Below are 12663 nucleotides of genomic sequence, written 5' to 3' on the forward strand. Positions count from 1 at the left end.
TCATGGCAGTGCTCGAATCGGCCCTTGTCGGCTCCAGCCGTAGACCGTGACGACCCCCTGGTCGATGACGGCGTCCGGCGCCTGGTCGGCCGGCACCACGCGGTGGTACTGCTCCACTGATCCCCAGTCCCGGTACCAGTCGTCGCGCAGATAGGTCGGGATGGTGGAGGTCCACAGCAGCGCAGTGGTGAACATGAACGGCCCGCCATCCTCGGCCGACTGCCACAGGTTCGACGACGCCGCCGTCTGCTTGTGGTCGGGCAGGATGCGGTAGTCCGGAAGTTCGGCGACGCCGAGGTGTTCGGAGAATGGCCGCTGGCAGGGGAAATTCGCGGCGGTCGCGACGTCCATCAGTACCGGCGCCCGAGATCCGACCAGCTGCTGCAAGCTCTGCAGCACCGGCACCCGGGGCGGGGTGAAGGCGAACCACTGCTCGGAGCTCAAGTTGGGGTCATAAGCGACGATGCGGGCCACATTGGCCTCCGGCGGCGCCCCGGCCAGCGGGAACCGCAGATTGCGCCACGCCGGTTGCGGGCCGAGGTCGATCGGGTACATCTGGCCCAAAGGTTGTGTTGAGCCGTCAGGCTTTGCGATGCCCCACTCCAGTTTCAGCTGCTGGCCGTAGCTGAAGTCGCCGTCCTCTTTGTAGGACCAGATGGCACCGGCGGCGGCGACCACGACCAGCGGCCGGTCCGGTGTGCGGGGCGGCAGTTGGTACCAGGCCGACGTCGCGGTGGCGGCAAGGCTGTTCTCGCCGTAACTGCCGATCACCGGGGTGCGGGCCGGGTCCAGGCCGAACGGCAGCGCAGCTCGTGATCCGTTTACCCCGACCGGGCCGTGACCGCCGGCGGTGCCCGCCGAGTCGCTCATCGCGGCGTTGGGCTTGTTCGGGGAGGCGTCGGAGTTGACCAGCCCGGGCTTCGACACCACCGGGTCAGACCTCAGGTCCTCACCAACCCCGGTCGGGGTGAAGCCGACCGGGTTCACGCCGCCCAGCGGCCCGGCCGGTCCATACTGCTGTCCCGGGAGTGGCTGCAGCAGACCAACATTGGCGTCTGGCTCGGCCAACAGGTCGTCGGCCATCGCGCAAGCGGTGTCGGCCAGCCCCGACTCGAGCGCAGCCACGTTGGCCTTGGCGGTGGTGTACATGGGGTAGCGAACGGCCGCGGCTTTGGCCAGCGAGCCCACTTCCATGACGACCATGATCGTGGCCACCACCAGCAGCGGCGTGGACGCCAGAATCCGGTTGCGCCGAGTGGGCTTGACCTCGGTGTGCCCGGCGTAGTCCAGCCGGAAGTGCTGCCAGGCGGCCAGCAGCCCGGTCACGATCGAGAGCGCCAGGAACATCGACGTCACCGGATGGCTGGCGATCACCGGCTGGATGTCGAACCACGGCACCCCGTAGTTGCCGACATAGAACCAGCCGTTGATCCCTGACGTCGCCCACGCCAGCACGAACAGCAACCCGGTGACATACAGCGACAAATTGCGGCGGCTGTGCAGGCCGACCCGGGCGAACGCGTAGGCGGTGACGGCGCCCAGTGCACCGGCCAGCCCGGCGAACGCGCCGAACTGCACCGCCCACTTCGTCGGCGTGAACGTCAGCAGCAGCAGACCCACGGCGGTGGTGCCGATCAGCCGCCACACCGCGCCGCTGGCCAGACCGGCGACTCGGCCGCGCCGCAGCAGCACCACCAGCACACCGAATAGGCAGAAAAACAGGATCAGCCACGCGAATCGCCGCGACATCGACCCGTCGACGTTGCTCTCCACCGTGACGAAGTAGTAGCGCAGCCACTCCTGATACCAGGCGATCGTCGGACCGACCTTGTATTTGATGCGCGCCGACTCCGCCACCGTTGCCAGCGTCTGCGAGCGGAACACCACCACGGTGATCAACGACAGCGAGGCTGCCAACGTCATCAGCGGTGCCAACAACCCGTCGGTCGCGCGGCGGCGGGCGATGATGCGGGCGATCGCGCGAGCGCCGGTGAGCAGCGCGGCGATACCGATCAACCCCTGCGGGGCCAGCGTGGCGGTCAACATCGCCACGATGATCGCGACGGCGGCCGGGACCAATCGTCGAGTGGCGATCGCGCTCTCCACCAGCACCCAGGTGACAATGACGCCCAGCGCGATCAGCGGCTCGGGGCGCAGCCCGTTGTTGAACGGCAGCCAGGCGGCCAAAAAGACCGCGCCGGCAGTCCACACCGCCACCCGGCTGGCGGCTAGGCCACCCTTGCCGGGACCGAGCCGCCGCAACACGTAGCGGCTGATGATCAGCCAGCAGACGATGCCGGCCACCGTGGCCGGCACTCGCATCCACACCCCGGCGGTGCTGACCGCGGCCAGGTGCGCCAGCAGCGCGGGATACCAGTCGAACGGCGCTTCGGTCGTCCCGAAGAACCGGTAGTAGTTGGCCAGATATCCGGCCTGTTGGGAGACCCGCGCGATGGTCAGGTTGTAGCCGTCGTCTGACGAGATGGCGCCGATGACGTGCCAGATCAGCAGCACGGTGAGCACGCCGGCATCCGCAAGCCAGGTGGCGATTCCCGCCCGCCGCGCCCGCCAGAAATGCCGCCAGTTGCGGGGTGCGCGGCGGCCGGATCCTCGGTCGAGGACGCTCAGCGCGACGATCGCGGCCAGCACTGACAGGCCGCCGAGAACCATCACGGCCTTCTTCAACACGCTGGGCGCGACGATGAAACGGGTATCGATGTCGATGCGTGCCGACAATCCGGGCTGCGCGGGAACTTTCAGGTCGGTGAAAACGCCGCCGACTTGGGGTTTCTTCTCGGGTGCCAGGGCGCCCGCCGAGCCCGGGATGCCGACGAAGTCCGCGCCGGCGCCGCCGGCGTCGGCCCAGATGTGCAGCACGCTGCAGGCACCGGCGGCAATCGCCGGGCGGGGCGCCACGGCGGCCACCGAATCCCGGAAGGCGACGACGACCGTGTCCTTGTTGGCGCGGACGAACAGGCCGTTCTTGCCGGTCTCGAAACCGTCGGTCGGCAGGGTCGACAGCACCAGACCCCCGCCGGCCGGCAGGGTGGCGATGGCGGGACAGGGGACGGAGATGTCCAGCGCCCGCGGCGCACCAGATACCAGGGGCGCGGTGACGCTGGTGATGTGGCCGTCGTGGGCACCCTGCGGCCACAGCACCGTCGCGGTGGTCTGCTTGACCGGAAGCAACGGGACCACGCCGCAGAGCAACACCCCTGCAATCCCCGCGACGATGGCGACCAACCGGGCGATCCGGTGCGCATTATCGTCTTGGGGCACGAGGGTCGATCGTAGGCGACGGGGGTCAGCTCTGGTGATGCGGCGGGCCGGGGTTGGCGTGAACCGTCGAGCGCCCTAACGGCGCAGCGGCGCCGGGTTCCACAGGCCGCTACGTGTCGCCGAACCAAGGTCGAGGCGGGCCGGCACCGCGGCCGGGTAGTACGGCGTCAACTGCTGCAGCGCACCCCAGTCCCGGAACCAGTCGTCCTTCAAATAGGTCGGCACGGTGGTTGCCCGGTCCAGCAATTCGGTCAGACCCAGCGGGCCGCCGCCGAGGTTGTCCATCACCGGCGAGTTGGCCTCGGCGCCGAACCGATCGGGCAGGATCCGCCACTTGGGCGCCTCGATGACACCGTTTTGATGACCGAACGGTCGCTGGCAGGGGAACGCCAGGCCGACCAGCCAATCCAGCAGCACCGGATCCTGCGAGCCCACCACCTCCTGCAACGTGCGCAACCGCGGAATCCGGGGCGGGGTCAGCGCGATCCAGTGCTGCGGGGCCAGGTCGTCGTCGCTGGCGATTACCCGCACTCGGGTTGCGGTGTCGGGTACCGCCGCCAGCGGCGCACGCAGATTGCGCCAGGCCGGCGAAGCTCCGACATCACCGAAACTCACTGTGCCCGCTGGGTCTCCGTCGTCACCCGCCCACTGGACCTGGACTTCGCCGGAGTCGAACCGGCCCGCTGCCGACACCACCAGCAGCGGCCCGGCCTCGTCGCGCGGGGGCAGTCGGTACCACGCCGAGCGCAGTACCGCGGGCACCTGCGCACCCGAACGCCAGCTGCCCAGCATCGGGGTGCGGGCGGGGTCGAGGTTGTACGGCAGCCGTGCGCGTGACCCGTTGATTCCCGGCGCCGCGGTGGTGCCGCCTTCGGTGCCGGCCTCGCTGCTGGTGACCATCCCGTCGTCGCCGACGAAGCTGCGGTCGCCGGCGCGTTCCATCACCGGGTCGGCGGAGACGTCCGCGGGAATGCCGTTGGCCTCGAAACCTTCGTCAAATGCGGCGCCCAGCGCGTCTTTCGCCGGCACACCGACCGGTGTGAGCATGCCGGCGTTGGGGTCCTGTTCCACCAGGACGTCTTCGGCCAGCCCGCAGGTCTTGCCGGTCAGCGCCTGCAGGTTGGAGCGGCCCACCGTCCACGCCGGATACTGGCCCACCATCGCCAGCGTCAGCGACACCACTTGGAAGAAGATCAGCACCCATGCAGCAATCCCCAATGGGGACTGGATGATTGACGCTAGTCGCGAACCCGGGCGGCGTCCCGGCGAGTCGCCGTTGTTGATGAAATGGAACCATGCCGCCGCCAGCAGGGCCAGCAGCGTCAGCCCGACCAGCACGGTGGCGAATGCCAAATGCCATTTCGGGAACGCATTCGACCACGGCACACCGAAATTGGACACGTACCACCAGCCGTTCACACTGGCGAATGACAGCGCCAGGATGAACAACACCAGCGCGGCAAACAGCGTGCGGTTACGCCGGGAACGCATCGCCGCCGCGCTCACCGCGACCGCGGCCAGCGCACCCAGCGAGCCGGCCAACCCGGCGAACACCCCGAAGTGGTGGGTCCACTTGGTGGGCGTGAACATCATCGCGATGAACGAGATGATCGTGATGCCGATGATCCGACGGCTGGGCCCGACAGCGGTGCCCGGAATCCGGCCCTTGCGCAACGACATTGCCACCGACACGGCCAGTGCCACAAGCAACGCCAGCACGCCGAACCGTCGCGCAACCGAGCCGTCGGGGGTAGCCAGGAACAACCGCTCGTAACGGACATGCTCCTCGAACCAGGCCAAACTGGGCCCGACAGCGGATTTGAGCATGCTGGCCTGGGCTTCGCCCATCAACGTCTGGTCGCGGAAAATCACGATCGTGGTGACGGTGACCGCGGCTGCCACCGGCGCTACCAGCGGCAGCAGCCCGAACTGTTTGGAACGGCGGTGCAGGATCGTGCGCAGCGGCCCGATCGCCACCAGCAGCGCGCCGATCGAAGCGATGCCGGTCGGGCCGGAAAACAGGGTCAGGGCGCCGATGATGCAGGCCACCGCCAGCGGCAGCAGCCGACTGGTGGCCACTGCCCGTTCCACCGAACACCAGGTCAACAGGATGCCCAGCGCAATGATCGGCTCGGGCCGCAGCCCGTTGTTCAATGGCAGCCAGAAGGCCAGGAACACCCCGGCCGCCGTCCATGCCGCGGCACGGCTGTGTTTGACCGCATCGCCGAGCCGGGGGATGACTTCCCGGCTGATCACCCACCAGCAGGCCAGCGCCATCAGCAGAGTGGGCAGTCGCATCCAAATGCTGGCCGTGGTGACGTGCGCCCACAGCGCCAGCAGGTCGTAGTACCAGCCGAACGGCGCTTCGGGCGTGCCGAACCACCGGTAGTAGTTGGCCATGTATCCGGCATGTTCGGACACCCGGGCCATAGTCAGGATGTAGCCGTCGTCGGCGGTGTTGGCGCCGACGAAGTGCCACCACACCAATACCGCGGCGACCAGGGCGTCCAGCCCGCTGATCGACCACCAGCGCGGCGGCAGGAAACGGCGGGGCCGGGTGGAATCGGCGGTGTCCAGGACGTGCAGGGCGATCAATGCGGCGACGGTCAGCGAGACCCCGAGGATCATCGCCGCCAGCTTCAGCCATGTCGGCCCGCTGCTGTAGCGGGTGTCGATGGTCGCCGAGAAGGTCAAGCCGGGCGGGGCCGGCCCGCTCAAATCGGTGAATACACCGACGATCTGCGGTCGGAAGTCATAGCCGCCGCGTTCGCCACGAAGCGGTGCGCCGGGCTGTTTGGCGTTGGGCCCCTGGGTCAGCCCGACGAATTCGCCGGTGACCTTGTCGGCGTGCGCGGTGAACACCAGCTTCTGGCAGGCGCCGCTGAGCACCTGGCTCAACGGCGCCACCACTACGGGTGTGTTGCGGACGATGACCAGCAGGTCGTCGTTGACCCGTTCGATCAACAGCCCGCGGTCGACGGCTTTCGGCGCCTGCTTGGGCACTGTGGACAACAGCACCGACTTGGCGCCGGTCAGTTCGGCGGCGGCTCGGCAGGGAACGGTGATGTTCAGGTCGGTGGCCACGTAGCCGATCAGCGGCGCGTCGACACTGCCCAGCTCACCGTTTTGCGGCCAGTTCAACTCGGCGGTGGTTTGCTTGACCGGCAGCAGCGGGGTGGCGATCGCCAGCAGCGCGCCGAGCAGGCCGGCGACCACGGCCACGACCCGGGCGACCCGGTGGTTTGCTCCCGCGTCGGTCAATGGGCGCCGCTCCACCTCATCGCTTCCCACTGCATCGTCGACGGCGCGGCTCACGGACCTAGATGCTAATTCCCCGGCCCGGGTGGTTTCGGCCGCCATCAGCCAGTTACCCCCGGATTCCGGACGGCCAGGACAAACGGCCCGATCTCCCGGACCGTGAAGCGCGGCCCGGCGAACAGGTCGGCGTCGAAGTCGACGGTGTAACGGCGGACGTTCGGCTGATTGGGATAGACGTCCTCGGCCAGCCGCAACGTGTAAGTGTCGTTCGCGCCGCGACGCATCAGGAACACCGTCGGCGGCTGCCAGGGCAAGGTGTCCAGCGCGTGAGCGAGTTGGTCGGCGGACTTGAGTTTGGACCAGGCCTTGATCGCGGCCGCCCGGCTGTCGAACTGCGCAAGCGGGTTGGCGTAATGCGACGTCAACCCCTGAAAGCCCCAATAGGGGTAGTAGGAGAGAAAGCTGTAATCGGCGGTGAGCATGACGATTTCGTCGCGCGGCTTGCCGGTCAGCTGGGTGATCGTGGCGTCGACGGCCGGGTAGTACTTCTCGGCGCTGGGCGGTCGGCGATCGCCACGATGGCCGTGCCCGTCAGTGTCGGTGTAGGCGATGGTGATGTCCGGGCGCAGCACGCCGGGAATGTCCTGACTGAAGCCGATCGCGCTGGCCAGCCCCACCACGATGGCCACACCGATGACCCGGCGGTCGCGGCTGCGGGCGAGGGCGAGCGCCAGCTCGACGAAGCCGAACACCCCGGCGGCCGCCAGCAGCACGGTCAATGTCGGCTGCAGCCGGAACGACAACAGCGTGGTGCGGGCCAGCGTGGTGAGCATCGACAGCAGCGACCAGAGGTAAACGGCGGCCACACCGATCGCCAGCGCGCCGGCGCGCACCGACCCGCGGGCGCGTAGCACCAGCCACAGGGTGCCGACCATGCAGAGCGCGCCGAGCAGGGTGGACTGCAGCATCGGGAAGGTCAGCTCGGCGCCGTCAGCCGGCAGGTAATGCCGGGCGCTGCCGGTGTTGCTGACCGGATTGTGTGCCGCGCGCAGCAGGTACGGCAGCCAGGTGGTTGCCCCGATGGCTGCGGCGATCACAGCGATGCCAGCCAGCCGCAGCAGGGGTTCTACGGCGGCTTTGATGCCGTCCCGCCACCGGGATGCGGCCAGCAGCACCGCCATCAGCGCGACGGTGAATGCGCTGTAGGCCAGCAGCAGGGTGTAGAAGGTGGCCGCGAAGCCGAGAAAGATGCCCGCTGCGATCACCGCAGCCCACCCGCCGGCTTGTGCGCCGAGCGTCACGCCAGCGTGGCGCTCGCTCCCCGCAGTCACACTGGCGTGACGCTGGCCGGCGCGCAATCCGGACCAGGTCAAGATCAGCACCGGCGGCAGCAGCACGGTGATCATCGCGGCGTAGGGCTCCGGCGAGCTGTAGGCCAGCGTCACCGCGGCCGTGGCCGTCGCGACCACCAGCGCGTACTCGAACCGGATCATCCGCCACCACAACACCAGCGCCACCGCAACCGCGATCGTGATCGAGGTGATGGCCCACGGCTTGTACATCTCCCAGGCCGGTGTCCCGGTCAGCGCGGCGATGCGTCCGCCGATCCAAAACCAGCCTGGCGGATAGAACGGCGGCAACCCGATGTAGGTCATGTCCTGCAGCGCGGCGCTATCGGTCAGCCGGGTTAGGTATTCGGTGCGGAACTGCTGGTCGACGGAGATGCCGAATAGATAGAGCTTGGTGGCGCCCAGTGGCATCGCCAACGTCACCACCGAAAACGCCGACGCGAACACCAGCGCGCCGAGTTGCGCCAGCCGCTGCCGGCCCCGCCGCCACAGCCACCCCGCACCTAGCAGTCCGGCGAGGCAGCTGACCTGACCGACGGTGGTCAGCGCGTGCAGTTGGTTCGACGACGGAAAAGCCGGCCAATTCACCCTGGCGATGGCGCTCAGCGAGACGACCGCGACCACCACGGCAACCGCGGCGGCGATCAGCATCTGGCCGATAGTGGCCAGCGCGTTTCGCATGCCGCTCAGATTGGAAGTTTGCGGAAGATGGCCCGCGGAATGTGTCGCAACACCATCATCACATAGCGGAATGCTCCTGGTGCCCAAACCAATTCCTTACCTTTCGCGGACGCGGTGACCGCGAGGTTGGCTACATATTCTTTGTCGACCGTCAACGGCGCCTCTTTGATATGGGCACTCATCCTGGTGCGAACCTGCCCCGGCCGGATAACCAGAACCCGAACGCCATACTCCCGCAGTGCTTCTGAAAGCCCGAGGTAGAAGCCGTCCAAGCCGGCCTTGGTGGAGCCGTAGACGAAGTTGGATCGACGCACCCGTTCGCCGGCCACCGTGCTCATTGCGATGATCTGGCCGAAACCCTGGGCACGCATCTTCTCGCCGAGCAAGACGCCGACCGAAACGGCTGCGGTGTAGTTGATTTCCGCGATCTGCACGGCCTTGCGCTGATTCTGCCACAGCTCCTCGGCATCGCCGAGCAGCCCGAACGCGACGATTGCGACGTCGACATCGCCATCGGCGAACACTTGCCCGATCACGTGAGGATGGCTGTCGGTGTCGACGGCGTCGAAGTCGACCAGCTCCACCGCCTTGGCGCCGGCGGCTTTCATCTGAGCGACGGCATCATCGCGGCCGGGGTCGTCGGGTAGGCAGGCCAGCACGATCCGCGCGTGCGTGTTCTGCAGGTAGCGCTCACAGATCGCCAACCCGATCTCGGAGGTGCCCCCGAGCAGCAGAATGGTCTGCGGGTTACCAACGGCGTCAAAGACCATTTAGAGCAGCTCCAAACGTCGGGCCATATCGGAAACGAATACCCCGGTGGGATCGACCTTGCGGCGCACGGCAATCCATTCGTCGATGCGCGGATACATGGCGTGGAACATCTCCGCCGTGGTGCGGGAATCCTTGGCGGTGTAGACCCGTCCACCGAATTCCAGAACGCGGCGGTCGAGTTCGTTGAGGAACTCGTTGAGTCCGGGCTTGATGGGGAAATCGACGCAGACGTTCCATCCCGGTATCGGGAAGCTCAGTGGCGCTTGGTTGCCTGCGCCGAACAGCTTGAACACATTGAGAAATGAATAGTGGCCGGACTTTTGGATGTCGCGCAGAATCCCTTTGAATTCCTCAACGGCGTTGGTGGGCACCACGAACTGGTACTGGCCGAAGCCGGCCGAGCCGTAGGCACGGTTCCATTCGCCGAACATGTCGAGTGGGTGATAGAACTGCGTCAGGTTCTGGACCTTGCCGCGGTAGGTGCCCGATTTGCGGTACCACAGCTCACCGACCGGTGTGAACGTGTACTTGTTCATCAGCCCGTTGGGAAAGACGTCCGGGAACGTAAGTAATTGCGGCGCATCGAACTTCAACGGGTTGCGCCGCAGCTTCTTGGGCAGCTGGTCCAGTGTCGCCAACGACCCGCGGGAAATCGCCGCCCGCCCCAGCTTCGGCGGTGCGCTGATGGCATCGAACCAGGCGGCGGAGTAGGTGTAGTTGGCGTCGCTGCCGTCGCTGTGAAACGCGATCGTCTCGTCGAGCGAAGCAGTGACGTCACCGTCGGCGATGAAATACGCCGTCTCGGTGGGCGTCATCGCGATGGTGGCACGCAAAATGATGCCGGTCAGGCCGTTGCCGCCGACCGTGGCCCAAAACAGTTCGGCGTCGTCGCCGTCGGGCGTGAGTCGGCGGATCTCGCCGCTCGCGGTCAGCAGGTCCATGGATCGCACGTGATCGCCGAAGCTGCCCGCGCTGTGGTGATTCTTGCCGTGGATATCGCAGCCGATCGCCCCGCCGATGGTGACTTGGCGGGTACCGGGCAGCACCGGAACCCACAGCCCGAACGGCAGCGCAGCTTTCATCAACTGGTCGAGGTTGACCCCGGCGTCGACGTCGACCAGGGCGCTGTCGGCGTTGATCGAGTGAATCCGATTCAGCGGCGTCATGTCGATGACCAGGCCGCCGCCGTTTTGCGCGTTGTCGCCGTAGGAGCGGCCGAGCCCGCGGGCGATCACGCCGCGGTCGCCTGCGTCGGCGGCCTGGGCCACCGCTTTAGCGATCACCTCGGCGTCCGGGGTAGCCAGCACCTGCGCCACCGACGGCGCAGTGCGGCCCCAGCCGGTCAGCCGCTTGGTGGTGGTGGGAAACGTGGGCAACATCAGTGAAAGAGGGTACCGCCTGGCCGGGGGGCCTCAGCGCATCCGGAAGATCACCGAGCGCTGCACGACGAAATTGATCACCGAGGCGGTGCCCTGCGCGATCACGAACGCGACCGGAACCGCCCAGGCCTGGTAGTCCGCCAACGCCAGGCAGAGGTGGTTGAGCCCGACCTGCACGGCGAAGGTGACGCCGTACAGCGCCATCACGACCAGGAACCGGGCGGTGCTGGGCGGTGCCTGGAACGTCCACCGCCGGTTGATCAGGTACGCGGTGATGGTGCCGGCACACCAACTGATCATCTTGGCCGGGTCCCACGCCAAGCCCAGCCGATGTAAGACCAGATAGAGCCCGAAGTCGACGATCGCCGACAAGCCGCCGGTGACGACAAACCGCCACACCTGTGTCGTCAAGCTCAGGTCTGCGCGCGGTGGGGCGATCTCGGCCATCGCGGGAAGTCTACGGGCGGGCCGGCTACCTCGGGTACTTCACGTCGAGCAGTTCGACCTGGCTTTCCCCTTGCGGCGTCGTGTAGGTGACCTTGTCACCCGGCTGACGGCCGGCCAGCGCCTGTCCCAGCGGGCTGCCGGCCGTCAACGTCTCGGCTTCGTGGCCCACCAACGTTTCCTCGACAACGGAGATCACCTGCATCGTGGCGACCGAGCCGTCGCCGAACCGCAGGGTCACCTCGGTGCCGCCGGGCAGCGCGCCGGTCCCGTTCGACGGCGACGGCCCGGTGCGCAGCAGCCTGTCGAGCTCGACGATCCGCTCGTCGAGGCCGGCCAGCTCGTCGGCGCGCTGGATGGCATCGGCGGCATCGGCATGATCACTGACGCTGCCGCGGTCGTTTCTGACCTCGATCTCCAGCCGGTCGCGGCGTTCGCGCAGCCGGTCCAGCTCCGCGGTGATGCGCTCGCGCGCCACATCCGACAGCCCGGTGGCTTCGACTTCCTCGCTCACTTCGCACCTGTCCCTCAGGGCGCAGCGGCGATTGCCACCCCGGAGCGCCTCGATTGTTTTTGTGGTTGTTTCGTCAATATATTCCCGCGCACTCGTTATGAGTGGCCGCATTTTGATACCTGGCCATCCGCCCGCCGGTCTAGACCGCCCAGCGGTTGGACCGCACCGATTACGGGTACTGCCGACCCCGTGCACAAGACTTCCCCGCGCGTGCTGGTTGTGGTGTCAGCGGCTGACCGAATTCCGCTGCGGGAAGGCCGCAGCGAGCCGACCGGCACATACCTCGGCGAGTTGGTCGAGCCGACCGACGCGATGCTGGCCGCGGGCTTTGAGTTGTCTTTCGCGACACCCGGTGCGCGCATCCCTACCATCGACGGGACGTCGTGCAGCCTGATGTATTTCGGCCTGTCGCGAGGAAAGCGCGAGGCGGCACTGTCCAGTTATCGACGGCTTCTGGAACTCGGTCTCGCCCAACCCGCCAAACTCGAGGAGATCGCTCACGACGACCAACGATTGGCCGGTTTCGACGCACTCTTTGTGCCGGGCGGGCACGCGCCGCTGGTCGATTTGCTGCACCGCGACCTGTTCGTCGATGAGTCACTCAACGACGACTTCGGGGCCCTGGTGCGCTATTTCCATGACACGCAACGCACCACCGGCTTGATCTGTCATGCTCCGGCGGCGCTCGCCGCGGCGCCGAGGATCGACGGCCGCTGGATCTACGACGGCTACCGGATGACGTGCTTCAAGACCGGCGTCGACACCATGTTGTCGACCATCCCGCTGGCGCGCCGCTTCCGCGGACACCTCATCGACGATCCGACTCAGCTGTTGGCCTCCCGCGGCGCCAAAGTTCAGCAGACGGTATTGCCGATGGGCAGCAAGGTCGTCGAGGACCGCGAACTGATCACCGGACAGGATCCGTACTCGGCAGCGGCGTTCGGCGCCGCGTTCGTCAGCAAGGTGCGACGCGACAGCTGACTGTCAG

General features: G+C 67.2%; 8 protein-coding genes. 1 reads left to right on the forward strand and 7 read right to left on the reverse strand.

Going from position 1 to position 12663, the window contains the following annotated elements:
* From AC5Y49_RS18245 to AC5Y49_RS18275, 7 genes are all read right to left on the reverse strand, one after another.
* A complete protein-coding gene (locus AC5Y49_RS18245) occupies positions 1-3279 on the reverse strand; it encodes an arabinosyltransferase domain-containing protein (protein WP_499889506.1) in 3279 nt (1092 codons plus the stop codon).
* 75 nt (positions 3280-3354) lie between these two features.
* Positions 3355-6594: an arabinosyltransferase domain-containing protein gene (locus AC5Y49_RS18250; RefSeq protein WP_499889508.1), complete on the reverse strand. Its 3240-nt coding sequence runs from the start codon at positions 6592-6594 to the stop codon at positions 3355-3357.
* A 44-nt stretch (positions 6595-6638) separates the two neighbouring features.
* Positions 6639-8567 (reverse strand): galactan 5-O-arabinofuranosyltransferase, encoded by a 1929-nt coding sequence (locus tag AC5Y49_RS18255; RefSeq protein WP_499889510.1) that lies wholly within the window; start codon positions 8565-8567, stop codon positions 6639-6641.
* Between the two features lie 5 nt (positions 8568-8572).
* The gene (gene dprE2, locus AC5Y49_RS18260) at positions 8573-9337 is read right to left on the reverse strand and encodes a decaprenylphospho-beta-D-erythro-pentofuranosid-2-ulose 2-reductase (protein ID WP_499889512.1); all 765 of its coding nucleotides are present in this window, start codon (positions 9335-9337) and stop codon (positions 8573-8575) included.
* A complete protein-coding gene (gene dprE1 / locus AC5Y49_RS18265) occupies positions 9338-10717 on the reverse strand; it encodes a decaprenylphosphoryl-beta-D-ribose oxidase (RefSeq protein WP_499889514.1) in 1380 nt (459 codons plus the stop codon).
* A gap of 33 nt (positions 10718-10750) precedes the next feature.
* The gene (locus AC5Y49_RS18270; RefSeq protein ID WP_499889515.1) at positions 10751-11164 is read right to left on the reverse strand and encodes a GtrA family protein; all 414 of its coding nucleotides are present in this window, start codon (positions 11162-11164) and stop codon (positions 10751-10753) included.
* Between the two features lie 25 nt (positions 11165-11189).
* On the reverse strand, positions 11190-11675 hold the full coding sequence (locus tag AC5Y49_RS18275; RefSeq protein ID WP_499889517.1) for a GreA/GreB family elongation factor: 486 nt from the start codon (positions 11673-11675) through the stop codon (positions 11190-11192).
* Positions 11676-11864: 189 nt separating this feature from the next.
* On the opposite strand from AC5Y49_RS18275, the gene AC5Y49_RS18280 reads away from it, so the two are divergent.
* Entirely contained in the window at positions 11865-12656 is a 792-nt protein-coding gene (locus AC5Y49_RS18280; RefSeq protein WP_499889518.1) for a DJ-1/PfpI family protein, read from the forward strand.
* Positions 12657-12663: the final 7 nt, after the last annotated feature.

The organism is Mycobacterium sp. NGS62 (genome assembly GCF_059812285.1).

What these genes read in the sequence shown, in the direction of transcription:
- dprE1 (WP_499889514.1), bottom strand. Translation starts at nt 10,717, where the DNA reads ATGTTGCCCACGTTTCCCACCACCACCAAGCGGCTGACCGGCTGGGGC.
- AC5Y49_RS18255 (WP_499889510.1), bottom strand. Translation starts at nt 8,567, where the DNA reads ATGCGAAACGCGCTGGCCACTATCGGCCAGATGCTGATCGCCGCCGCG.
- dprE2 (WP_499889512.1), bottom strand. Translation starts at nt 9,337, where the DNA reads ATGGTCTTTGACGCCGTTGGTAACCCGCAGACCATTCTGCTGCTCGGG.
- AC5Y49_RS18270 (WP_499889515.1), bottom strand. Translation starts at nt 11,164, where the DNA reads ATGGCCGAGATCGCCCCACCGCGCGCAGACCTGAGCTTGACGACACAG.